Here is a 23300-nt window from a genome sequence, read left to right as displayed (position 1 = left end):
CCCCTTCGACGGCGCGGTCAAGGCCGCTCCGTTCGGTCCGGCGGCCGGGGCGGATGAACCAGCGAGACCAGCGCGAAGCTCAGCACGATCAGCAGGAACCAGGCGCCGAACTTCCCGAACGACACCATGTGCCAGACCCGCTGGGTGGGGTAGAGCCACGCGCCCGTGGCCGTGCCCACGTTCTCGGCGATCCAGATGAAGAAGGCGGTCAGCGCCGCCGCCAGCAGCAGAGGCATCCAGCGCGGCGCGACGTCCACCGTGAAGATGATCCGCGTCCGGCGCCAGATCAGGGCGGCGCAAAGGAACAGCGCCGGCCGGATGTCCGGCAGATAGTGGTGCGTAAAAAAGTTGACGTAGATCGCGAGCCCGAGCGCCAGAACCCAGGCGTTCGGGGGCGCGTGGACATAGCGCAGGTCGAAGATGCGGGTGACGCGGGCGATGTAGCTGCCAACCGCCGCGTACATGAAGCCGGAGAACAGCGGCACGCCGCCGATGCGCAGAAGGCTGGGCTCGGGATAGGACCACGAGCCCACATGGGTCTTGAACAGCTCCATGCCCGTTCCGACCACGTGGAACAGCAGGATGACGCGGGCCTCGCGCCAGCTTTCCAGCTTGGTCGCCAGCAGGATCGCCTGAACGGCGAGCGCCGTCAGCGTCAGGAAATCGTAGCGGGCGAGCCACCAGTCGGGTTGCCACACAAGCTTGGTGACGATCAGCAGCGCCAGCATCACGCCGCCGAACAGCGCCGCCCACGCCTGCTTGAAGCCGAAGATCAGAAACTCCGCGAGCCACGGATGCAGGCGCGCCAGTCCGGCGCGCACGCGCGCATGGGCGCCGCCGAGCCAGCGGGCGTAATGGTGAGGGTGGCCGAGCGGCGCGCCGGTCATCCCGCCTTGGCGCGCAGGACGGCGCCGTCCGCAACCGAAAACACCGTCGCCCTCGGCCCGAGCTCCGCGAAGGCGGCGGGGTCGGCGCCGGTGAGCCAGACCTGCGCGCCGAGCGCGTCGAGGGCGGCGTAGAGCGCTGCGCGGCGCTCAGGGTCGAGATGCGCGGAGATCTCGTCGAGCAGGGCGACCGGCGCGCGGCCGTCGAGCCGGGCGACGAGGCGGGCGTGCGCCAGCACGAGGCCGACCAGCAGCGCCTTCTGCTCGCCGGTGGAGCATTTCTCCGCCGGCATGTCCTTGGCCGCATGGCGCACGACGAGGTCGCTCAGATGCGGGCCCTCGAGCGTGCGGCCGGCGGCGCGGTCGCGCGGGCGGCCCCGGCCGAGCCGGGCGCGGTAGGCGTCCTCGACCTCGGTCGCCGGCAAGTGGGCGAGCTCCGCCTCCAGCGTGCCCTCCAGCGCGATGTCGGCGGAGGGGAACGGCGAGGCGGGGTCGGCGCTTTCCGCGATCAGGCCGGCGAGCCGGCGGGCGACGTCGAGGCGGGCGGCGGCGACGGCGACCGCGAGTTCGGCCAGCTCGCGCTCGACGGCGTCGATCCAGCGCGGCTCGCCGCCCTCCTCCAGCAGCCGGTTGCGCGAGCGCAGCGCCTTTTCGAGGCCGGAGGCGCGGCCGGCGTGCTCGGGATCGACCGCGAGCGTCAGACGGTCGAGGAAGCGCCGGCGGTCGCCCGCGGAGCCGCGGAACAGGCCGTCGAGGTCCGGGGTCAGCCAGACGAGGCGGAGATGCGCCGCGAAGGCGCCGGCGCCCGGAACCGGCGCGCCGTCGACGCGGCAGCGCCGGCCGGCGCCCTCCTGCCCCGGCTCCGTCCCGGTGCCGAGCCGCGCCGTTCCGTCGTCGCCGGCGACCTCCGCCGCCACCGCCCAGGAGCCGTCGCCCCCGACGCGCGCGAACTCGCCGTGCGGCGCCCGGCGCAGCCCGCGGCCCGGCGCGAGCAGCGAGATCGCCTCCAGGAGGTTGGTCTTGCCAGCGCCGTTCGGCCCGACGAGCGCGACCGAGCCCTCCCCCGCGACGAGATCGAGCGCGGCGTAGGAGCGGAAGTTGGCGAGGCGCAGCCGCGTCACGGCGGCCCGGCGTGGATGTGAGCCTGTCATGAAACCCGGCCGCCGCGGGAGGACCACCGAATGAACCGGGTCATCCTCCGGCTTGACCGGAGGATGCATCCCAGGCGCTGAGCTCCACGTCGCAGATGGGTCCTCCGGTCAAACCGGAGGACGAAGGCGCGTTTGTCGATAGGCCGAAGCGACGACGCGCCCTCACACCCGCATCGGCATCAGGACGTAGAGCGCCGGGGCGTCGTCGCGGTCCTGCACCAGCGTGGGCGAGCCCGGATCGGCGAGGCGGATCAGCGCGGTGTCGCCTTCGAGTTGGTCGGCGATGTCGAGCAGGTACCGGGAGTTGAAGCCGATATCGAGCGGATCGTTGTCGTAGTCGACCTCGATCTCTTCGGTCGCGTTGCCGCTGTCCGGATTGGTGACGGTCAGCACCAGCTTGCGGTCGGCCAGCGACAGCTTCACCGCCCGGCCGCGCTCGGACGAGATGGTGGAGACGCGGTCGACCGCGCTCTTGAACTCCAGCCGGTCGACGGTGAGACGCTTGTCGTTGCCTGAGGGAATGACGCGGCCGTAGTCCGGGAAGGTGCCGTCGATCAGCTTCGAGGTCAGCACCACCTGGCCGATGGAGACGCGGATCTTGGTGGGCGACAGCTCGACCTGGACCTCGCCTTCCGGATCCTCCACGAGGCGCTGGATCTCGGCGACCGTCTTGCGCGGCACGATCACGCCCGGCATGCCGACCGCGCCCGAGGGCGCCGGCATCTCGACGCGGGCGAGACGGTGGCCGTCGGTCGCGACCGCGCGCAGCAGCGCGACGCCGGAGCTGTCGACCGCGTGCAGGTAGATGCCGTTGAGGTAGTAGCGCGTCTCCTCGTTGGAGATCGCGAACTGGGTCTTGTCGATCAGGCGCTTGAAGTCGGCGGCGCCGATCGCGAATCGCACCGGCAGCTCGCCGGCGGCGAGATCGGGGAAATCGGTGTCCGGCAGCGTCTGCAGCGTGAAGCGGGAGCGGCCGGCGCGGATGACCAGCGTGCCGCGCTCGCCGCCCATCTCCAGCGAGACCTGGGAGCCGTCCGGCAGCTTGCGCACGATGTCGTAGAAGGTGTGGGCCGGCACGGTGGTGGCGCCGGCCTGGCCGATCTCGGCCGCGACGCTCTCCACGACCTCGAGGTCGAGGTCGGTCGCCTGCAGCCGAAGGCCGCCGTCGCCGGCGCGGATCAGCACGTTCGCGAGAATGGGAATCGTGTTCCGCCGCTCGACGACGCGGTGAACATGGGCGAGGGCTTTGAGTAGGGCCGCCCGCTCGAGGGTCGCTCGCATTGTGTGTCCCGGCTCCGAAAGGCGTTCTTGTTGGGATCGGCCGCCGCGGCGGACGGCGGCGATCCGGAGAGGTCGCGGGGCCAAGCCCCGCGCAGGGACCACGGACATTGCCCGCGCGCCTGAACGAAGGCAAGAGCGCGACCGGACCCGGCGCCGGGGGTTGCGGCTCCGCCGCGGCGCGCTAGGTCGAGACCGAGCCTCGTCGTGCGGGGGAGCCCAGCCGCGCCTGACGCGCCGCCCGTACGTATCCGCTCCACGGCGACAGGAGCGCGCCCATGCCCGAAGTGCCTATCGATTTCACTTTTCTGAGCAATCTCGTGGTCGTCTACGGCTTCAACGTCGTCGGCGCGATCGTGCTCGCCGTCGTCGGCTTCTGGGTCGCCGGCGCCATCCACAACGGCGTCCATCGCGGCCTGCTGGCCTCGAAGCGCATGGACGTCACCGTCGCCTCCTTCCTCGCGAGCCTCGCGCAATACGCGACGCTCGCCGTGGTGCTGGTGGCGATCCTCCAACTCGTCGGCATCCAGGCCACGAGCCTGATCGCGGTGCTCGGCGCCGCGTCGCTGGCGGTCGGCCTCGCGCTGCAGGGCACGCTGTCCAACATGGCGGCCGGCGTGATGCTGCTGCTGTTCCGCCCGTTCAAGGTCGGCGACTCGATCGAGGTGGCGGGCAAGGCCGGCACGGTGCGCGACCTCAACCTGTTCTTCACCGAGCTCGCGAGCGGCGACAACGTTCAGGTGCTGATCCCGAACGCGCAGGTCTGGGGCACGGCTCTGACCAACAAGTCCAAGTACCCGACCCGTCGGGTGGAGACCACGTTCACGGCCCCGGCCTCGCAGGACTTCGAGGCCGCCCGCGCCGAGATCGCCGCTTTCCTGAGCGCCAACCCGCACGCGCTCGCGACGCCCGCGCCGGTCGTCACGCCGACGGCCTACAGCGACGGCGCGGTCGAATATGCGGTCAAGGTCTGGACCCCCGCGGACCAGCTTCAGGCGCTTCAGGCCGATCTGGTCCGCTACACACGCGACCGCGCCCGCGCGGCCCAGGCCACGCCCCAGGCGGCGGAATAGGCCCGGCGCGAAGCCTCAGCGCGGGGCGCGCTTGGCCAAAATGCGCTGGAGCGTGCGGCGGTGCATGTTGAGACGGCGCGCCGTCTCCGACACGTTGCGCCCGCACAGCTCGTAGACCCGCTGGATGTGCTCCCACCGCACGCGGTCGGCGGACATCGGGTTCTCCGGCGGCTCCGGCTTGTTCTCGCCGGCGATCAGCGCGTTGTGGATCTCGTCGGCGTCGGCCGGCTTCGCGAGATAGTCGACGGCGCCCATCTTCACCGCCGTGACGGCGGTCGCGATGTTGCCGTAGCCGGTCAGCACGATGCCGCGCGCCTCCGGGCGGCGCGCCTTCAGCGCCGAGATCACGTCGAGGCCGGTGCCGTCGCCGAGCCGCATGTCGACCACGGCGAAGTTCGGCGCCGAGCGCTCGATGCTCTCGATGCCCTCGCGCACCGACTCGGCCACGATCACCGTGTAGCCCCGCGCCTCCATGGCGCGCCCGAGGCGCTGCACGAAGGCCCGGTCGTCATCGACGATGAGCAGGGTCTGGCCGGTCGCCGGGCGAGGTTCCGCCTCGCCTCCGAGCGCGTCCACCGAGGGTTGCATCGACGTCTCCTTAACGCACGCACATCGCGCTGTCCCGTCGCGGGAGGGGCGCGACGTTCTGAAGCACTATAGCGGATGGGTGGCGCCGGCAAGAGTCGCGGGAGATCGGACGCAGCCCTTCAGGAAAACTGAAGGCGGCCGGCGCTGGGGGAAAAGCCCGCGCCGTCAGCGCGGCGCGAGCACCATGGTCATCTGCCGGCCTTCGAGCGAGGGCGAGCTCTCTTCCTTGGCGATGGCCGAGACCTCTTCGCGCACCTTGACCAGCAGCTTCAGGCCGAGATCCTGATGCGCCATCTCGCGACCGCGGAACCGCAAGGTCACCTTGACCTTGTCGCCTTCCTCGAAGAAGCGGTGCATCGCGCGCATCTTCACGTCGTAGTCGTGATCGTCGATGTTGGGACGCATCTTGATCTCTTTGACTTCGACGATCTTCTGGTTCTTGCGAGCCTCGGCGGCCTTCTTCTGCGACTGGTACTTGAACTTGCCGTAGTCGAGCAGCTTGCAGACAGGAGGAACCGAGTTCGGAGCGATCTCGACGAGATCGAGCCCCGCGTCCTCGGCGGCCTGCAGCGCGTCATTGATCTTGGTCGGTCCGAGATTCTGCCCGTCTGCGCCGATGAGCTGAACCTCCAGGACCCGAATTTCCTTGTTAACGCGCGGTCCATCCTTCTGGACGGGCGCGACAGGCCTCATGGGACGACGAATGGCGGCGTTCTCCTCTGACGTTTCGGGGGCCGGCGGACGACCAACGACGAAAGCCCCGTGATCGGTCACGAGGCGAACGGCGGGGGCGGATCGAACGCCGACGACGACGCGAAGATCGGTACAAACCGGCGGGAAGTCAACGCCTCGCGCGCGTCAACAGATCGACATAGGCGTCAAGCGTGGCCGCGATCATGCCGTCGAGCCCGTATCGGGCCGTCACATGCGCTCTCGCGCGCGCTGCGAGCGCTTGGCGCGCCACGGAATCGAGCGCCAGCGCGGCGGCGAGGCCGCCCGCCAGCGCCCGGGCGTCGCGCGGCGCGACCAGCCAGCCGGTGCGTTCGGCGTCGGCGCAGGCCGGCGGGGCGAGCACGGTCTCGGCCACCGCGCCATGGGCCGCGGCGACGAGCGGAACGCCCATGGCCTGCGCTTCGGTCGCGCCGCGCCCGAAGGCCTCCGGTTCGAGCGAGGGCACGACCGCGACGTCGGCGGCGGCGAGCGCCGCGGCCATGTCCGCCACATGGCCCGGCATGCGGACGCGGTCGCCGAAGCCAAGCGCCGCGGCCTCCTCGGCGAGCCGGTCGCGATGGCGCCCCCGCCCCTGCGCGTCGCCCGCGAGCACCGCGAACACGTCGTCGCGCCGAAGCCGCGCCAGCGCCTCGAGCAGCAGCGACTGGCCCTTCCACGGCGTCAGCCGGGCCGCGAGCAGCACGATCCTCGCGTCGCGCGGAACGTCCCAGGCTTCGCGCAACGCCGCGACGCGCGCGGGCGACACGGCGTCCGGATCGAAACGGGCGAGATCGACGCCGCGCGGGATCACCACGAGCCGGCCGCGCGGCGGGCCGTGCCGGGCGGCGAGATGGGCCGCGGTGAAGGCGGAGTTGGCGATCACCAGATCGCCCCGCGCCATGACGGAGTTGTAGAACCGCTTCGGCGCGGAGCCGGCCTTGTGGATGCCCGCGGCCGTGGTGACGAAGGGCACGCCCGCGCTCCGGCTGGCGGCGAGCGCGCTCCAGGCCGGCGCGCGCGAGCGGGCGTGCAGCAGGTCGACGCCCTCGTCCCGGATCAGCCGCGCGAGCCGTCCGACGTTGCGCGCCATCACGAGAGGGTTCTTGGCTGCGGCCGGAAACGGCACGTGGCGTCCGCCCGCGGCTTCGAGCTCGGCCACGAGGCGGCCGCCTTCGCTCGCCACCAGCGCCCGCGCGCCGACCGCGACGAGGCCGGCCGCGACGTCGACCGCGGTGCGCTCCACCCCGCCGGACTCGAGCGCGGGCAGGATCTGGAGCACGGCGCGGCCGGCGAGAGGATGAGCGGACATGCGCGTCTAGGGCCCGAAAAGGGGATCGCGGTCGCGCGCTCGGCATTTCGCGCGCCGCGGCCGGTCGTGGTAACGCGAAGCTCCCCCGCCCGCCAGTCGAGCCCCGCTGATGCCGCCCGCCATCTTCATCGACGCCGACGCCTGCCCGGTGAAGGACGAGGTCTACAAGGTCGCCGCCCGCCACGGGCTGCGCGTCACCGTGGTGGCGAACCGCTTCATGGCGACGCCGCGGGAGGAGTTCGTCACGTTCCATCTCGCGCCGGAAGGGCCGGACGCCGCCGACGACTGGATCGTCGAGGCCTGCGCCCCGCGCGACATCGTGGTGACGGCCGACATCCCGCTCGCCGCCCGCTGCCTCGCCAAGGGCGCCGCCGCGATCGGGCCGACAGGAAAGCCATTCACCGAAAGCTCGATCGGCTCCGCGCTCGCGACCCGCGAGCTGATGAGCCACCTGCGCGAGATCGGCGAGGTCACCGGCGGGCCGCGCCCGTTCGGCCCGCGCGACCGCTCGCAGTTCCTGCAGGCGCTCGACATCGCTGTCCGGCGCGCCTTGGCCGAAGCCGCACGGAGCGCCACATGAAGCTCACGCGCCGCGCCTTGCTGAAGCTTTCGGCCCTCGCCGCCGCCTCCGCGGGGGCCGGCGGCTGGTCATGGTGGTCCTCCGTGCAGTCGAAGAATCCCTACTATTCCGGGCCGAAGACCGATCATTTCGACGGCGTCCGCTTCTTCAATCCCGACCACCTCTGGTCGAAGTCCTTCGCCGACGCGCTGCGCGGCGTCTGGTTCGCGGACAAGGCCACGTGGCCGGAGAGCTGGCCGAGCCCGTTCGCGGAGCGTCCTCCGGCGCGGGTCGACGACGGCGCGCTCCGCGTCACGCTGGTCGGCCACGCCTCCCACCTGATCCAGACCGCGGGCCTGTCGATCCTGCTCGATCCGGTCTGGTCCGAGCGAGTGTCGCCGTTCTCCTTCGCCGGGCCGAAGCGCGTGAACCCGCCCGGCGTCGCCTTCGACGACCTGCCGAAGATCGACGCCGTGCTGATCACGCACAACCACTACGACCATCTCGACGTCGAGACCCTGTCGCGGCTCGCCGCCCGCGACGCGCCGCGGGTGATCGTCCCGCTCGGCAACAACGCCATCATCAAGGCGCATGATCCGGCGGTCGCGACCGAGGCCTACGACTGGGGCGCCCGCGTGCCGCTGTCGGACAAGGTCGTCGCCCATCTCACGCCCTCCTACCACTGGTCGGCGCGCGGCGTGACCGACCGGCGCAAAGCGCTGTGGTGCGGCTACGTGCTCGACGCTGGCCCCGCCGGGAAGATCTATCTCGCCGGCGACACCGCGCTCGGCCCCGGAAACATCTTCCGCGCGATCCGCGAGCGGCACGGACCGATCCGGCTTGCGGCGATCCCGATCGGCGCCTACGAGCCGCGCTGGTTCATGAAGGACCAGCATGTCGACGCCGCGGAGGCGGTCGAGATCATGGGCCTCGTCGGCGCGGAGAACGCGATCGGCTGCCACTGGGGCACGTTCCAGCTCACCTCCGAGGCGATCGACGCGCCCGAGATCGCGCTGGCCGAGGCGCTGAAGCAACGGAAGATCGAGCCTGCCCGCTTCCGCGCGCTGCGGCCGGGCGAGGTCTGGACCGGCTGACGGCCGTCACTCCGCCGCGCGCCTCGCCGGGCCGCGGGAGACGGCGCGACGCTCCGCCCAGACCACCTTGCGGTAGTCGAAGCCCTAAACCAGCGTCGGCTTCACGATCTGGAAATAGGGCGAGATGTCGAAGTCCCGCGGCATGTAGAGCGAGTGATGCCGGATGTGCAGGATCTCGCGCCGCAGCCCCTCGTCCTCGATGGTCTCGACCCGCGGCAGGATCGGGTAGCGCACACGTTCGAAGGCGCGCGCGATCAGCGACGAGCAGATCGCTCGCGTCGGCAGGCCGGAGCCGAGCGCGAGCATGCGCCGCCGCATCCGCGCCGACAGGAACGGCACCGGCGCGAGGTAGCGCATCAGGTCGAGCACGTTCTTGACGTCGTAGTCGTAGCCGAGCCGCAGGATGCAGTAACGCGCCACCTGCTCGCGCTCGGCGAAGTCGAGATCGAACGGCCGGCACACCCTGAGCTGCTCGTGGGCGTATTTGGACAGCGGCGCGGAGGCGCAGCCGATCCCGAGCTCCATCTCCACCAGCACGTGGCGCTCGCCGTCCGGCTCGTAGACGTCGAGCATGTCGCCGACATAGAGCACCGCGTGCGACCAGATCGACGACGTCATGCGGCGGATGACGGCGGACACGCGGGAGCGGCCCGCGATCAGGATGACGTCGCCGACCTCCAGCATCGCGCCGAGCGCGCCCGCGTCGAAGGCCGTCTGCGGCGGCTCGCGCAGCTCCTGGGTCAGATAGGCGACAAGGCCCCGGCCGACCCGGTTGGCCATCCAGTCCATCCGGCGCGTCTCCCACGCGTCGCCCGTCAACCGCGACCGACGCGGCTCCGATGATGACGGCGATCGCTTGCCGCGCGCTTGACGACAGCTCTCGCGCGACGAAATCCTCGCCTATGGTTAACAACAACCTAATGATCATTATTAATAGAAGGTAAAATAAAGAACGAAACAAGATGCGCCGATTCGGTCCCGATTCGTTCGAAAAGAACGAATCGGGCAAGAATCACGAAGACACTATTTGTTCTCATTACCGATCGACTTGACCCTCGCCCACCGACGCGGCGGCGCACGAAAGAGTTCCCCGACCGCGCCTTTGGCAGGCGTCGCGCGGCGGCCAATCTCGGCCTAATCTCCCGCTCACGGACAGGCGCGAGCGCGAAGGGGCCGGACGGTATGAGCGGAACGTCGTTCTTCGGCGACATGTTGCAGACCATCACGGAGCGCGGGCGGCAGCTGCTGTCGCTGGGGTCGTCCGGCGGCGCCGCCCCGGACCCGGAGCAGAGCCTGATCAAGCTCTGCGACAAGCTGCTTCAGGGCCGCGGCGAGGCGTCGGGCATGGCGCTCGCGAGCATCGTGCTGAAGCGCTGGGAGGCGCTCGACGCCGTGGAGCGCATCGGCTTCATGCGGCTGCTGCTGGAGCGCTACGGCCCGGACCAGGCCCGGCTCGAGGCGGCGATCGACGCCCACCGCGCCGCGCCCTCGGCCGACACCGTGCGCGAGCTGCACAACGCCGCCGAGCCGCAACGGCAGGAGATCATCCGCCGGCTGAACCTCGCCCCCGGCGGGGTCGGCGCGCTGGTGAAGATGCGCGAGTCGCTGCTCGCCATGCTGCCGGGCCGCCCGGAGCTCGCCGCCGTCGACGCCGACTTCCAGCATCTGTTCGCGTCGTGGTTCAACCGCGGCTTCCTCGCGCTGAAGCCGATCGACTGGGCGACCCCCGCCAACGTGCTGGAGAAGATCATCCGCTACGAGGCGGTGCACGAGATCCGCGACTGGGACGAGCTTAGGCGGCGGGTCGAGCCCTCCGACCGGCGCTGCTTCGCGTTCTTCCACCCGCAACTGCCGGACGAGCCGCTGATCTTCGTCGAGGTGGCGCTCACCACGGAGATCACCGCCGCCGTCGGCGAGCTTCTGGACGAGCGCCGCACGCCGATCCCCGCGGAAGAGGCGACGGTCGCGGTGTTCTACTCGATCTCCAACTGCCAGGACGGCCTGCGCGGGGTCTCCTTCGGCAACTTCCTGATCAAGCAGGTCGCGGCCGATCTCGGCCGCGACCTGCCGGGGCTCGCGACCTTCGTGACGCTGTCGCCGATGCCGGGCTTCGGCGCATGGCTCGCCCAGGAGCGCGAGCGGCCCTCCGGCGTGCTCGACGACGACGACCTTGCGACGCTGTCGCTGCTGGACGACCGCGGCTGGCCCGACGACGCCGCGGCCTCGGAGCGGCTGCGGCCGGCGCTGGCGCGCGCCGCCGCCCGCTATCTGCTGAGCGCGAAGAACGCCCGCGGCGCGGCCGCCGACCCGGTGGCGCGGTTCCACCTCGGCAACGGCGCGCGGCTCGAGCGCGTCAACGTGCTGGGCGACCGCTCGGCGCGGGCGCTTCGGCAGGCCCACGGCACGATGGTCAACTACCTCTACGATCTCGCCGAGATCGAGGCCAACCACGAGGCCTTCGTGGGCCGCGGCGAGGTGATCGCCTCGGCGTCGGTCCAGCGCCTCGCGCGCGGCGCCCGCCCGCCCGCGGCGAGGCCCCCCGCGCGGACGGGAGCGCCGAAGCCGGAGAAGGTGGCGTGACCAATCACCTGTTCGACGCGCTCCGCGCCGCCGCGCCCGGCGCGGACGCCGTCTTCATCGAAACCGCGGACGGCGCGACCCTCGCGTACGGCGACCTGCTGGCGCGCACCGCCCAGCTCGCCCACGCGCTGGCGAGCTTCGGCGTCGCGCCGGGCGACCGGGTCGCGGCGCAGGTGGAGAAGAGCGCCGAGGCGCTGATGCTCTATCTCGCCTGCGTGCGCGCCGGCGCGGTCTACCTGCCGCTCAACACCGGCTACACGCCGGCCGAGATCGACTATTTCCTCGGCGACGCCGAGCCCGCGGTGTTCGTGGTCGACCCGGAGGCGGAACGCGCGCTCGCCTCGGTCGCGGCGCGCCACGGCGCCCGGCTCGAGACCCTCGACGCCGACGGGCAGGGCTCGATGGCGGCCGCCGCCGACGGCCTGCCGACGCGCTTCGATGACGTCGCCCGCGGGCCGGACGATCTGGCGGCGATCCTCTACACCTCCGGCACCACCGGCCGCTCCAAGGGCGCGATGCTCAGCCACGACAACCTGCTGTCGAACGCGCTGGCGCTGAAGGACTTCTGGCGCTTCACGGCCGCCGATCGGCTGCTGCACGCGCTGCCGCTGTTCCACACCCACGGCCTGTTCGTCGCCACCAACACGGCGCTGGTCGCGGGCGCGTCCCTGATCCTGCTGCCGAAGTTCGACGCCGACCGGGTGATGGCGCTGCTGCCGCGCGCGACCACGCTGATGGGCGTGCCGACCTTCTACGTCCGCCTCGCGCAGCATCCGTCGCTCACGCGGGAGGCGGCCGCGCACATGCGCCTGTTCGTCTCCGGCTCCGCGCCGCTGCTGGCCGAAACCCACCGCGCCTTCGAGGCGAAGACCGGCCACCGCATCCTCGAACGCTACGGCATGACCGAGACCAACATGATCACCTCGAACCCTTACGAGGGCGAGCGGATCGCGGGCGCGGTCGGGTTCCCGCTGCCGGGCGTCTCGCTGCGGGTGGTCGATCCGGCCTCCGGCTCGCCGCTCGGACCCGACGAGGTCGGCATGATCGAGGTGAAGGGCCCGAACGTGTTCAAGGGCTACTGGCGCATGCCGGAGAAGACCCGCGCCGAGTTCCGCGACGACGGCTTCTTCGTCACCGGCGACCTCGGCCGCGTCGACCAGCGCGGCTACGTCTCGATCGTCGGCCGCGGCAAGGACCTCGTGATCTCGGGCGGCTACAACGTCTACCCGAAGGAGGTCGAGACCGAGATCGACGCGCTGGACGGCGTGGTCGAGAGCGCCGTGATCGGCCTAGCCCATCGCGATTTCGGCGAGGGCGTCACCGCCGTCGTCGTGCGCGAGGCCGGCGCCGCGATCGACGAGGCGGGCGTGCTCGCCGCCCTCGCCGGCCGGCTCGCGCGCTACAAGCAGCCGAAGCGCGTGCTGTTCGTGGACGAACTGCCGCGCAACGCCATGGGCAAGGTGCAGAAGAACGCGCTGCGCGAGCGCTACGCCGATCTCTACGCGGAGGCCGAGGCGTCCTGACGCCGGCCTTAGCCGCCGGCGCGCGTCAGAGCCTCTGCTCGTCCGGCTCGGCGCTCTTCTCCAGCGTCTCCGCGAACTCCCGGAAGCGGCGCAGCGCCCGACCCATGGTCTCGGCGAGCTGGTCGATCTCCTTGTCGGTCGGCAGCCGCAGGGTCGGGCCGGAGCCGGGCTCCACAAGCTTCGGCTCCCCGGCCTTGGGCTCGACCGGGGCCGGAACCCCTGCGGCGAGCTTGCGCACCTGCTCCTCGAGCGCAGCCACGCGCTCCTCCAGCCTCCGGATCTCGGAGGGCTGCTCCGCCGCGCCGGCGGCGCGGCAGTCGTAGCCCTCGCCGACCGCGCGGCAGAAGGCGGTCGCGCCGGTTTCGCGGTCGAGCCGCAGGAAGCCGCCGTCGGCAGGCTTCAGCTCGTAGCGGTCGGGCCGCGGGCTCTCGGCCCCGGAGGCGGCGGGCGCCGCCAAGGCGAACATCGCCGCGGCGCAGAGACAGGCGAGCGAGCGCATGGGACGGTCCTCTCCACGGATTCCGGCTATGCCGCCGGCGAAGCGCGGCTCAGGGGAGATGGCGCTCAGAAGTCCGCCGTGTAGGGCGGCCGCCCGGTCTCCAGCGCTTCGTCCAGCAGGTCGAGGCGATCCTGCCCCCAGAACACCTCGCCGTCGAGCACATAGGCCGGCGAGCCGAAGACGGAGCCGGCGGCCGCCGCCGCGCGGTTCGCCTCGTAGGCGGCGGCCGTCGACGGCGTCTCGGCGCCGGCGAGCGTGCGCGCTGCGTCATGGCCGGCGGCGGTCAGCAGCTCGGCGAGCGTCGCGCGGTCGGTCAGGTCGCGCTCCTCCTCCCACACCGCGCGCAGCGCCGCCCCGATGAAGCCGGCCGGGTCCTCGCCCTGCTCCAGCAGCGACAGCACGCAGCCGTCGGCGAGGTCGGGCTCGAACGGCCAGTGCTTCGGGCGCAGCACCAGCGGCCGGCCGCGCTTCGCCGCCCAGCGCTGCAGCTCGACGAAGCGATAGCGCTGGCGCTGCACCGCGCGCTTGCCGAGCGGCAGGCCGCCGGTCTCGGCGAACAGGGCGCCGAGCTGCACCGGCTTCCACGCCACCTCGAGGCCGTGCTTCGCGACGAGCTCGGTGAACGGCGCGTGGCCGAGATGCGCCCAGGGCGAGAGCAGCGAGAAATAGACGTCGACGCGGCGTGGCATGCAGAACTCCTAAAGTCAGTCTCTCGAAAATGTCAGAATCAGCGCGCCGCGTCAGCCTCATCCGGCGCCGTGTCGACCGGCGCGGGCGGCGGCGTCTGCAGCGGCCGCCGGACGGGGGCGTAGCGGTCGGCCGGACCCGGCGGCAGCGTGCGGGGAAAGGTGACGATGAGGTTGAAGCGCGGCGCGTCGCCGAACTCGCGCAGGAACTCGAACTGCGCCCCGCGCTCGAGGAAGCGCTGCTCGCGAAGCTGGTCGATCGCGGCGAGCGCCGCCTCGGACGGCCGCCAGCGGAACTGGGCGAAGATCGCCCGCAGCGCCTCGCGGGCGGCGCGCCGCACCGCCGGGGCGGTGCGCGCGTCGAGCAGGTTGAGCTTGAGCCGGATCACGTCGAGCCGCCCGGGCTCCAGCCCGCGCGCCGAGACGAACAGGCTCGACGTCTCCTCGTCCGGGCCCGCCGCCGGCTTCACGAGATCGGTGACGCAGGTCCAGCCGCGCGCCGGCGGCTCGTCCTCGTGCAGCGTCGCGCCCGTGAGGCCCGCCCGCTGCAGCCCGTCGCAGAAGGCGCGCGGGACGATCCAGGGCAGCAGCACGAAGCGCGCCGGCCGGTCGGAAGCGGGCGCGGTCAGGTAGAGGGAGACGTCGCGGGGCAGGTCCTTGAGCAGGTCGCGCGGGTCCTGAACGCGCGGCGCCGGGGCTGCGATCGGCGCGGGGTCCGGCGTGCGCGTGTGATGGCGCCGCCACGACAGGCCGAACACGAGCGCGCAGGCGAAGGCTGCGGCCGCGATCGCGACGACGATGGTGGTGAGGCGGCTCGACGACATGGCGCGCTCCGGCCGCGCCGGACGCGCGACCCGTCATGTCCGATAGACGAGCGCCGCGGGCCGCGGCAAGCGCGCGCCTGCCGCGGCTCCCGTCAGGCCGCCGCGGAGGCCGGCTCCGAAGCGCCGCCGAAGCGGCCGTAGAAGGTTTCGCCCTTGGCCGCGAGGTCGAGCAGCAGCGCGTTGGGACGGAAGCGTTCGCCGTGGATTTCGGCGAGCGCCAAGGCGAGCCTGACGAAGCGCTCCGCGCCCATGGCGTCGATCCACGACAGCGGCCCGCCGGTGTAGGGCGCGAAGCCGAAGCCGAGGATCGCGCCGACATCCGCCTCGCGCACGTCGGTGATCACGCCCTCCTCGACCGTGCGCGCGGCTTCGAGCGCCTGCGCCACGAGCAGGCGGTTCCTGAGCTCTGCGACGTCGAGCGTCTCCGGATCGAGCTTCACCTCCTGCAGGTCGGCGAGCCCCGGCCAGAGGCTCTTCTTCCCCTGTTCAGGATAGTCGTAGAACCCCTTGCGGTTCTTGCGCCCGAGCCGACCTTCCTTCTCGACCAGCGTCCGCAGCAGCTTCTCCTGCGCGGGGTTGACCGCCGCGTCCCCGAGCTGGGCGCGGGTGGAGTCGATGATCTTGAGCCCGAGATCGAGCGCCACCTCGTCGTTGAGCGACAGCGGGCCGACCGGCATGCCGGCCTGGCGGGCGACGTTCTCGATCATGGCCGCGGGCACGCCCTCGGTCAGCATCAGATGGCCTTCGAGCATGTAGGCGATGACGCAGCGGTTGGCGAAGAAGCCGCGCGAGTCCTTCACCACGATCGGCGTCTTCTTGATGGCGCGGACGTAGTCGAGCGCGAGCGCGAGCGCCTCGTCGCCGGTCCGTTCGCCGACGATCAGCTCCACCAGCAGCATCTTGTCGACCGGCGAGAAGAAGTGGATGCCGACGAAGCGCTCGGGCCGCTTCGAGGCCTTGGCGAGGCCGGTGATCGGCAGCGTGGAGGTGTTGGAGGCGAAGATCGCGTCCTCGCGCAGCACCGCCTCGACCTTGGCGACCACCTCGGCCTTCACCTTCGGGTCCTCGAACACCGCCTCGATCACGAGGTCGCAGTCGGCGAGCGCGGCGTAGTCCGGCGTCGCGGTGATGCGCCCGAGCAGCGCGTCGCGCTCGGAGCCGGAGACGCGGCCCTTGGCGACCTCGGTCGAGATCAGCTTCTGGGCGTGCTCCTTGCCCTTGTCGGCGGCGTCCTGGTCCCGATCGACCAGAACCACCTCGAGCCCGGCCCGCGCGGTGACGTAGCCGACGCCGGCGCCCATGAAGCCCGCGCCGACGATTCCGACCTTCTTCAGCGGCAGCTCGCCCGCGCCCTTCGGCCGGCGCGCGCCCTTGTTCAGCTCCTGCATGGAGACGAACAGCGTGCGGATCATCGCCGCCGCCTCAGGCGAGCGCAGCACCTTGGCGAAGTGGCGGCTCTCGACGGTGAGCGCGAGATCCATCGGCAGCTGCAGGCCGTCGAACACCACCTGCAGCATGGCGCGGATCGCGGGGTAGTTGTCCTGGGTCTCACGGCGGTAGATGGCGTTCGCCGGCGGGAAGGTCATGAAGCCGGACTTCGACCACACCGGCCCGCCGGGCAGCTTGAAGCCCTTCTCGTCCCACGGCTTCACCGCCTTGCCGCCCTCGCGGATCCAGTCCTTGGCGCGGCCGATCATCTGGTCCTTCGGCAGCACCTCGTCGACCAGGCGCATAGCGCGCGCCTTGTCCGGCCGGATCTGCTCGCCCTTCATCAGCATCTGCAGCGCGTCCTGCGGCGGCAGCATGCGGGCGACGCGGGTGGTGCCGCCGGCGCCGGGGAACAGGCCGACCTTCACTTCGGGCAAGCCGACGCGGGTCGACGGGTCGTTGGAAACGATGCGGTAGTGGCAGGCGAGCGCGAGCTCGAACGCGCCGCCGAGGCACACGCCGTCGATCGCCGCCACCCACGGCTTGCCCGACGTTTCGATGAACCGGTAGAGCTGGCTGAGCTTACGGCTCTCCTCGAACACGGCCTTCGCCGCCGCCTCCTCGCCACGCGTCGCCTTCTCGGCAGCGTAGAGCCGGGCGAGGCCCTCCAGCATGGTCAGGTCGGCGCCGCCGGAAAACGCCTTCTTTCCCGACGAGACCACCACGCCCTTGATCGCCTCGTCGCCCGCGACGCGCCTGGCGATCTCCGCCAGCTCCGCGATCGCGTCGGCGGAGAGCACGTTCATGGAGCGGCCGGGCATGTCCCAGACGACGGACAAGATTCCGTCGCCGTCGAGCTCGGTGTGGAAGTTGGTCTCGGTCATCTGTCGTCTCCGTCATCCCGGACGGCCGAAGGCCGATCCGGGATCGTCAGCCGAAAAAGCGCTTCAAGTGCAGAACGATCCCGGCTCTCGCTTACGCTCGGCCGGGATGACGAACCGGGTCACACCCGCTCGATGATGGTCGCAGTGCCCATGCCGGCGCCGATGCACAGCGTCACCAGCGCGGTGGATTGGCCCGAGCGCTCCAGCTCGTCGATCGCCGCGCCGAGAATCATCGCGCCGGTGGCGCCGAGCGGGTGGCCAAGCGCGATCGCGCCGCCGTTCGGGTTCACCTTCGCGGGATCGAGGCCGAAGGCCTGCAGGTAGCGCAGCACGACGGCCGCGAAGGCCTCGTTGACCTCGAACAGGTCGATGTCGCCAATCTCCATGCCGGCGCGGGCCAGCACCTTCTTCGTGACGTCGACCGGACCGGTCAGCATCAGCGCGGGCTCCGAGCCGATGTTGGCGAAGGCCCTGATCCGCGCGCGGGGCTTGAGGCCCGCCCTGTCGCCGGCCTCCTTCGACCCCACGAGGACGGCGGCCGCGCCGTCGACGATGCCGGAGGAGTTGCCGGCATGGTGCACGTGATTGACGCGCTCGACGTCGGGGTGCGCATACACGGCGACGGCGTCGAAGCCGCCCATCTCGCCCATCTCGGCGAAGGAGGCCTTAAGCGAGCCCAGCGACTGCATGGTCGTCTCGGGCCGCATGTGCTCGTCGCGGTCGAGCAGGATCAGCTCGTTGACGTCCCGCACGGGCACGACCGACTTTGCGAAGCGTCCCTCTCCCCACGCCGCGCCGGCGCGCTTCTGGCTCTCGACCGCGTAGGCGTCGACGTCATCGCGGGAGAAGCCGTATTTGGTCGCGATCAGGTCGGCCGAGACGCCCTGCGGCATGAAGTAGGACTTCACCGCGATCGCCGGGTCCATCGGCCAGGCGCCGCCGGAGGCGCCGATGCCGACGCGGCTCATGCTCTCGACGCCGCCGCCGACCACAAGGTCGTGCTGGCCGGACATCACCTGGGCGGCGGCGAAGTTCACCGCGTCGAGCCCCGAGGCGCAGAAGCGGTTGATCTGCACGCCCGGCACCCGGATGCCGTAGTCGGCGGCGAGCGCCGCCGCGCGGGCGATGTCGCCGCCGGCCTCGCCGACCGGATCGACGCAGCCGAGCACGACGTCGTCGATGGTCTCGGTCGCGAGGTTGTTGCGGTCGGCGATCGCCCGGAGCGCGGTGGTCGCGAGGCCGAGCGTGGAGACCTCGTGCAGCGCTCCGTCGGGCTTGCCGCGCCCGCGGGGGGTGCGGACCGCGTCATAGATGTAGGCCTCGGGCATCGGTGTCTTCCCTTTGGCGTGGTCGCGCTCCGGCGCGGCCGGAGGCTGTCGGAATGTCGCGGAGGGCCCAGCCTAGACGGCTGGGACGCTTTCGCCCGGCATCAGATCGTAGGGGCTCCGCCATCCCGGCAGCGCTCGCAGGCGGGCGAGCCAGCGGGTCATGGCGGGATAATCGGCGAACGGAACGCCGATCTCGTCCTCGAACTGCAGATAGGCGCACAGGGACAGGTCCGCGATCGTCGGACGGCCGCCGACGACGAAATCCTTGTCGGCGAGATGCGCGTCGAGCACCGCGTAGGCGTTCGCGGTCCGCCTGTGCAGGAAGGCCGTGACCTCGCTCTCGCCGCCGCCGGCCTTGGAGCGGAGGAACCGCAGGGTCGCCGTGTAGCTGGTGAGCTTGTGGTTGTCGAACAGGATCCAGCGCCAGATCTCGCGGCTCTCCGCCTTCGTCTCGGCGCCGAACCGGCCGAGCGTCTCGGCGAGATAGTCGAGGATCACGCCGGACTGGGACAATGTGAGCTCGCCGTGGCGCAGCACCGGGGCTTCGCCCATCACGTTGAGCGCGCGAAACGCCGCGCCGTGGGTCTCGCCGTTGAAATAGTCGACGAAGACCGGCTCCCAGTCCGCGCCGCACAGCTCCAGCATGATCGCCGGCTTGTAGGCGTGCCCGCTGTCGGCGAAGCAGTGGAGCTGGTACTCGGCCATGGGCGCCCTCAAAACGCCTCGGCCGGCAGCGCCATGACGGCGTCGGCCCCGGCCGAGATCGCGGCGAGACGGGTCGCGGTCTCGGGCAGGCAGCGCTCGATGAAGAAGCGGCCGGTGGTCAGCCGGGCCTCCATCCGCGCGGCGTCGCCCTCGCCGGACGCCTGCTTGGCGAGCGCGGTCTTCGCGATCCGCGCCCACATGTAGCCGAGGGCGACGAGACCGAGCAGATGCATGAAGTCGGTCGCGCCGGCGCCGGCGTTCTCCAGCTTGCGCATGGCGTGCATCATGAACCAGGTCGCGGCCTTCTGCAGGTCGTCGCGGGCCTTCTTCAGGGCTTCCAGGAAGGGCTTCAGGTCACGGATGCCGCCGTTCTCCTTGATGAAGCCGTCGATCTCCTTGAACAGCGCCATGATCGCCCGGCCGCCGTCGCGGCCGAGCTTGCGGCCGACGAGGTCCATGGCCTGCACGCCGTTCGCGCCCTCGTAGATCATGGCGATGCGGGCGTCGCGGACGAACTGCTCCATGCCCCACTCGGCGACGTAGCCGTGCCCGCCGAACATCTGCTGGGCCTTCACGGTGTTGTCGAAGCCGACATCGGTGATCACGCCCTTGATGACGGGCGTGAGCAGGCCCATCAGGTCGTCGCCGGCCTGCTTGTCCTTGGCGTCGTCGCTGGCGTGGCCGACGTCGCCCTTGAGCGAGGTCCACAGGATCAGCGCGCGCGCCGCCTCGTTGAAGGCCTTGATCGACAGCAGCGTGCGCCGGACGTCCGGATGCACGATGATTGGGTCGGCGGGCTTCGCCGGCTCCTTCGGGCCCGAGAGCGCGCGGCCCTGCAGGCGGTCCTTGGCGTAGGCGACCGCGTTCTGGTAGGCGACCTCGGACTGGGCGAGGCCCTGGATGCCGACGCCGAGCCGCGCCTCGTTCATCATCGTGAACATGGCGGGCAGGCCGCGGTTCTCCTCGCCGACGAGCCAGCCGGTCGCGCCGTCGTAGTTCATCACGCAGGTGGCGTTGCCGTGGATGCCCATCTTGTGCTCGATCGAGCCGCAGGACACCGCGTTGCGCTCGCCCGGCGCGCCGTCGGCGTCGAGCCTGAACTTCGGCACCACGAACAGCGAGATGCCCTTGGTGCCCTCGGGCGCGCCCTCGATGCGGGCCAGCACGAGGTGCACGATGTTCTCGGTCAGGTCGTGCTCTCCGGCCGAGATGAAGATCTTGGTGCCGGTGATGCGGTAGGAGCCGTCGCCGTTCGGGACCGCCTTGGTCTTGATCAGGCCGAGGTCGGTGCCGCAATGCGGCTCCGTCAGGTTCATGGTGCCGGTCCAGGTCCCGGCGATCATCTTGGGCAGATAGGTCTGCTTCAGCTCGTCGGAGCCGTGCAGGGTGAGCGCCGCGATCGCGCCCTGCGTCAGACCGGGATACATGGCGAGCGCCATGTTCGCGGCCGAGGCGTATTCGTTGACGATGGCGGCGATCGTGTGCGGCAGGCCCTGCCCGCCATAGTCCGGATCGGCCGAGAGCCCGATCCAGCCGCCTTCCGCGAAGGCGTCGTAGGCGGCCTTGTACCCCTTGGGCGTGGCGACCGAGCCGTCGGCGGAGCGCGTGCAGCCCTCGACGTCGCCCGAGCGGTTCACCGGCTGGAGCACCTCCTCGCAGAGCTTCGCGCTTTCGAGCAGCACCGCCTCGACCACGTCGCGCGAGGCGTCCGCGAACCCCGGGAGGTTGGCGTGACGGTCGAATCCGAGCACGTCATAGAGGAGGAAAAGAGTGTCCTCGACAGGGGCCTTGTAGCTGGGCATCAAGTCCGCTCGCCTTAGTGTGTGTATGCACTATACCCGCGGCCCAACGTCGCGCAATCGCTTTCGGGTTATTCTTCCGGGGGGCCTCCGGACCCGCGCGGGGCCGGGAAATGCGCAAGCGCGCTCTCGAGGTCGGCGGTGCGGAACGGCTTCTGGAGCGTGCGGGCGGTCGGGTATCGGGAGCCGACTCCGCTCTCGCCGTAGCCGGTCGTGAACACGATCCGGACGCCCTTTTCGGTCAGCACGTCGGCGATCGGAAAGCTTTTCTCGCCGCCGAGATTGACGTCGAGCAGCGCCCCGTCGACCTCCTCCACATCGAGCATGGCGAGCGCCTGCGCCACGCTCCCGGCAGGGCCGACGACCGTCACGCCCTGGTCGATCAGCATGTCCTCGATCATCATCGAGATCATCGCCTCGTCCTCGACGACGAGGATGCGCAGTCCTGAAAGCGGGCGGTCTGTCATTGCGGTGCGACTTTCTCGGAGAACGGCGTCCGGAAGGTGAAGATCACGCCTTCGGCCGCGAAGTCGAGCCGGGCCTCGCCGCCGAGCTCCTGCGCGACGCCACGTTCGATCAGGCGGGAACCATAACCACGCCGAGTCGGCGGCGACACGGCGGGACCGCCGGTTTCGCGCCATTCGACGGCCACGATTTCGTTTTCACGGTCGATCGACCAGGCCGCGTCGACGCGGCCCTCGCTGACCGAAAGGGCGCCGAACCGCGCCGCGTTGGCGGCGAGCTCGTGCAGCGTCATCGCCATCGTCACCGCCGCGTTCGGCGACAGCCGGACGCCGGCGCCCGATATGGCGATCCGGTCCGGACGCTCGCTCGCGTAGGGAGCGAGGACCAGCCGGACGATCTCGTCGAGGCTCGCGCTCGACCACGCCTCGCGCGTCAGCAGGTCGTGCGCGCTCGACAGCGCCATCAGCCGGGCGTCGAACACCTGCTCGAAGGCGGCCGGGTCGCGCACGGTCCGGCGGGTCTGGCGCGCGATCGCCTGAACGGTCGCGAGGTTGTTCCTGACGCGGTGGTTCAGCTCGGCCAGCAGGAGCGCGCGCACCCGCTCGGCCTCGCGCCGCTCGGATATGTCCGCCGCTACGGCGAGGAAACTGCTCGGCCGGCCGCGCTCGTCGACGAGGCGCGTGACGTTGGTCACGGCCCAGACCAGCGAGCCGTCGGGCCGCAGATAGCGTTTCTCGAACTCGAAGGACTGGCCCGTCGCGCTGGCCTCGGCCATGCGGCGCGTGCTTTCCGCCCGGTCGTCCGGATGAGTGACCTGCTCGACCGTCGCGGAGGCCAGCTCCTCCGCGCTGCGGCCGAGCAGGCGCTTCATCGCGTCGTTCGTGCGCAGGAAGCGGCCGTCGAGCGAGACCTCGGCCATGCCGACGGCCGCCTGCCCGAAAATCGCGGCGGAGCGAAGCTCGCTTTCCCGCAGCCGCGCCGTCGCGCGCGCTTCGGACAGGGCGAGCTGCAGCCGGTCGGCGGCTTCCTGCGCCGTCTCGATCTCGCGCTGCGTCCACCGCCGCGGCCGGTCGTCGTTCACGAACAGGAACGCGAAGGTGCGGCCTTCGCGCGTGATGGGAACGAGCAGATTGGCGACGACGCCGATCGCGCCGAACGCCTCCGCCGGACCGCCGCCGAGGCGCTCTTCCGTCCGCACGTCCGCGACCGCGACGACGCGGCCCGAAAGCAGTTCGCCCCGCGCCTGCTCGCCGTAGCGATCGAGCTCATAGCGGCGCCCGGCGAGGCTTTCGAGGCCCGCTCCGCGCCAGTCGCCGAGCACTAGGCAGGTGGAGTCGCTGTGGTCGACCTCGGCGTAACCGACCCGCGCGGCGGCGAGATGGCCGCCGATCGCCTCCAGCGCCGAGGCGAGAACCGCGTCCGGATCGACGTCCGGACCGGCGCCGTCGCGGAGCAGATCTCCGAATCCGAGCAGGAATTTCTGCGCCCGCGTCGTCTGGACCCTGTCGGTGGTCTCGACGCCCTGATTGAACACGCCAGCGATCGCGCCGCGCTCGTCGAAGATCGGGGTGATGCTGTAGTCCCAATAGGTCTCGACGACCGATGCGCCACGGCGCATCGGCAGCATCTGATCGAACGTCGAAAACCCCTTTCCGGTCGCGACCACATGGGCGAACTGGTCGCCGACCACATGCCAGATGTCCGGCCACACCTCGGCTGCGGGGCGTCCGAGCGCCAGGGGATGGCGGTCGTCCGCGACCGGCCGCCAGGCGTCGTTGTAGAGCAGCCGTAGCTCGGGACCCCAGTACACCGCGGTCGGATAGCTGGAGTTCAGGCAGATGCCGAGCGCGGCCTTGAGCGGCGCCGGCCAGCCCTCCACCGGCCCGAGCGGAGTCGCGGACCAGTCGTGGTCCCGAATCCGCCTCGCCATTT

General features: G+C 71.1%; 21 protein-coding genes. 5 read left to right on the top strand and 16 right to left on the bottom strand.

Annotated features, from left to right (window positions below; genetic code table 11):
* Nucleotides 1-17: 17 nt before the first annotated feature.
* From ACFSCV_RS17325 to dnaN, 3 genes are all read right to left on the bottom strand, one after another.
* The gene (locus tag ACFSCV_RS17325) at nt 18-887 is read right to left on the bottom strand and encodes a DUF817 domain-containing protein (protein ID WP_378800836.1); all 870 of its coding nucleotides are present in this window, start codon (nt 885-887) and stop codon (nt 18-20) included.
* Nucleotides 884-2035 carry a DNA replication/repair protein RecF gene (gene recF, locus ACFSCV_RS17320; RefSeq protein WP_378800835.1) on the bottom strand — a complete coding sequence of 384 codons (1152 nt, stop codon included), beginning with the start codon at nt 2033-2035 and terminating at the stop codon, nt 884-886. Before recF ends, ACFSCV_RS17325 begins: the two co-directional genes overlap by 4 nt.
* Before the next feature lie 162 nt (nt 2036-2197).
* Nucleotides 2198-3316 carry a DNA polymerase III subunit beta gene (gene dnaN / locus ACFSCV_RS17315; protein WP_378800834.1) on the bottom strand — a complete coding sequence of 373 codons (1119 nt, stop codon included), beginning with the start codon at nt 3314-3316 and terminating at the stop codon, nt 2198-2200.
* Nucleotides 3317-3591: 275 nt separating this feature from the next.
* On the opposite strand from dnaN, the gene ACFSCV_RS17310 reads away from it, so the two are divergent.
* Nucleotides 3592-4386 (top strand): mechanosensitive ion channel family protein, encoded by a 795-nt coding sequence (locus tag ACFSCV_RS17310; RefSeq protein ID WP_378800833.1) that lies wholly within the window; start codon nt 3592-3594, stop codon nt 4384-4386.
* A 15-nt stretch (nt 4387-4401) separates the two neighbouring features.
* On the opposite strand, the gene ACFSCV_RS17305 is transcribed toward ACFSCV_RS17310, so the two are convergent.
* The 3 genes from ACFSCV_RS17305 to ACFSCV_RS17295 form a co-directional block, all read right to left on the bottom strand.
* Nucleotides 4402-4974, bottom strand: coding sequence for an ActR/PrrA/RegA family redox response regulator transcription factor (locus ACFSCV_RS17305; protein ID WP_378800832.1), 573 nt, complete (start codon nt 4972-4974; stop codon nt 4402-4404).
* A gap of 165 nt (nt 4975-5139) precedes the next feature.
* Complete coding sequence (gene infC / locus ACFSCV_RS17300; RefSeq protein ID WP_271202382.1) at nt 5140-5679, bottom strand: translation initiation factor IF-3; 540 nt, start codon at nt 5677-5679, stop codon at nt 5140-5142.
* Nucleotides 5680-5815: 136 nt separating this feature from the next.
* On the bottom strand, nt 5816-6994 hold the full coding sequence (locus tag ACFSCV_RS17295; RefSeq protein ID WP_378800831.1) for a glycosyltransferase: 1179 nt from the start codon (nt 6992-6994) through the stop codon (nt 5816-5818).
* Between the two features lie 109 nt (nt 6995-7103).
* On the opposite strand from ACFSCV_RS17295, the gene ACFSCV_RS17290 reads away from it, so the two are divergent.
* On the top strand, nt 7104-7574 hold the full coding sequence (locus tag ACFSCV_RS17290; protein ID WP_378800830.1) for a YaiI/YqxD family protein: 471 nt from the start codon (nt 7104-7106) through the stop codon (nt 7572-7574).
* The gene (locus tag ACFSCV_RS17285; protein WP_378800829.1) at nt 7571-8647 is read left to right on the top strand and encodes an MBL fold metallo-hydrolase; all 1077 of its coding nucleotides are present in this window, start codon (nt 7571-7573) and stop codon (nt 8645-8647) included. Before ACFSCV_RS17290 ends, ACFSCV_RS17285 begins: the two co-directional genes overlap by 4 nt.
* Nucleotides 8648-8731: 84 nt before the next feature.
* Here the strand turns inward: ACFSCV_RS17285 and ACFSCV_RS17280 are convergent, their stop codons facing one another.
* Nucleotides 8732-9427 carry a lipo-like protein gene (locus tag ACFSCV_RS17280; RefSeq protein WP_378800828.1) on the bottom strand — a complete coding sequence of 232 codons (696 nt, stop codon included), beginning with the start codon at nt 9425-9427 and terminating at the stop codon, nt 8732-8734.
* A gap of 402 nt (nt 9428-9829) precedes the next feature.
* Here ACFSCV_RS17280 and ACFSCV_RS17275 point away from each other — a divergent pair, with 402 nt between their 5' ends.
* Nucleotides 9830-11227 carry a malonyl-CoA decarboxylase gene (locus tag ACFSCV_RS17275; protein ID WP_378800827.1) on the top strand — a complete coding sequence of 466 codons (1398 nt, stop codon included), beginning with the start codon at nt 9830-9832 and terminating at the stop codon, nt 11225-11227.
* Nucleotides 11224-12750, top strand: a complete 1527-nt coding sequence (locus ACFSCV_RS17270) for a malonate--CoA ligase (RefSeq protein ID WP_378800826.1) — start codon at nt 11224-11226, stop codon at nt 12748-12750. The genes ACFSCV_RS17275 and ACFSCV_RS17270 overlap by 4 nt, the downstream gene beginning before the upstream one ends.
* A gap of 25 nt (nt 12751-12775) precedes the next feature.
* On the opposite strand, the gene ACFSCV_RS17265 is transcribed toward ACFSCV_RS17270, so the two are convergent.
* From ACFSCV_RS17265 to ACFSCV_RS17225, 9 genes are all read right to left on the bottom strand, one after another.
* Nucleotides 12776-13249, bottom strand: a complete 474-nt coding sequence (locus ACFSCV_RS17265) for a hypothetical protein (RefSeq protein WP_378800825.1) — start codon at nt 13247-13249, stop codon at nt 12776-12778.
* A gap of 65 nt (nt 13250-13314) precedes the next feature.
* Nucleotides 13315-13938, bottom strand: a complete 624-nt coding sequence (locus tag ACFSCV_RS17260; RefSeq protein WP_378800824.1) for a 2-hydroxychromene-2-carboxylate isomerase — start codon at nt 13936-13938, stop codon at nt 13315-13317.
* A 38-nt stretch (nt 13939-13976) separates the two neighbouring features.
* On the bottom strand, nt 13977-14759 hold the full coding sequence (locus ACFSCV_RS17255) for a DUF6030 family protein (RefSeq protein ID WP_378800823.1): 783 nt from the start codon (nt 14757-14759) through the stop codon (nt 13977-13979).
* A 92-nt stretch (nt 14760-14851) separates the two neighbouring features.
* A complete protein-coding gene (locus ACFSCV_RS17250) occupies nt 14852-17071 on the bottom strand; it encodes a 3-hydroxyacyl-CoA dehydrogenase NAD-binding domain-containing protein (RefSeq protein ID WP_378800822.1) in 2220 nt (739 codons plus the stop codon).
* A 119-nt stretch (nt 17072-17190) separates the two neighbouring features.
* Nucleotides 17191-18399, bottom strand: coding sequence for an acetyl-CoA C-acetyltransferase (locus tag ACFSCV_RS17245; protein WP_378800821.1), 1209 nt, complete (start codon nt 18397-18399; stop codon nt 17191-17193).
* A gap of 72 nt (nt 18400-18471) precedes the next feature.
* Nucleotides 18472-19104 (bottom strand): glutathione S-transferase family protein, encoded by a 633-nt coding sequence (locus tag ACFSCV_RS17240; protein WP_378800820.1) that lies wholly within the window; start codon nt 19102-19104, stop codon nt 18472-18474.
* 8 nt (nt 19105-19112) lie between these two features.
* Complete coding sequence (locus ACFSCV_RS17235; RefSeq protein WP_378800819.1) at nt 19113-20906, bottom strand: acyl-CoA dehydrogenase C-terminal domain-containing protein; 1794 nt, start codon at nt 20904-20906, stop codon at nt 19113-19115.
* A 68-nt stretch (nt 20907-20974) separates the two neighbouring features.
* Nucleotides 20975-21370, bottom strand: a complete 396-nt coding sequence (locus ACFSCV_RS17230; RefSeq protein ID WP_378800818.1) for a response regulator — start codon at nt 21368-21370, stop codon at nt 20975-20977.
* Entirely contained in the window at nt 21367-23298 is a 1932-nt protein-coding gene (locus tag ACFSCV_RS17225) for a PAS domain-containing sensor histidine kinase (protein WP_378800817.1), read from the bottom strand. The genes ACFSCV_RS17230 and ACFSCV_RS17225 overlap by 4 nt, the downstream gene beginning before the upstream one ends.
* Nucleotides 23299-23300: the final 2 nt, after the last annotated feature.

It is taken from the genome of Methylopila henanensis (genome assembly GCF_042681025.1).
In the GTDB taxonomy this organism is placed as follows: domain Bacteria; phylum Pseudomonadota; class Alphaproteobacteria; order Rhizobiales; family Methylopilaceae; genus Methylopila; species Methylopila henanensis.
This window is presented reverse-complemented; position numbering and strand designations above follow the sequence as displayed.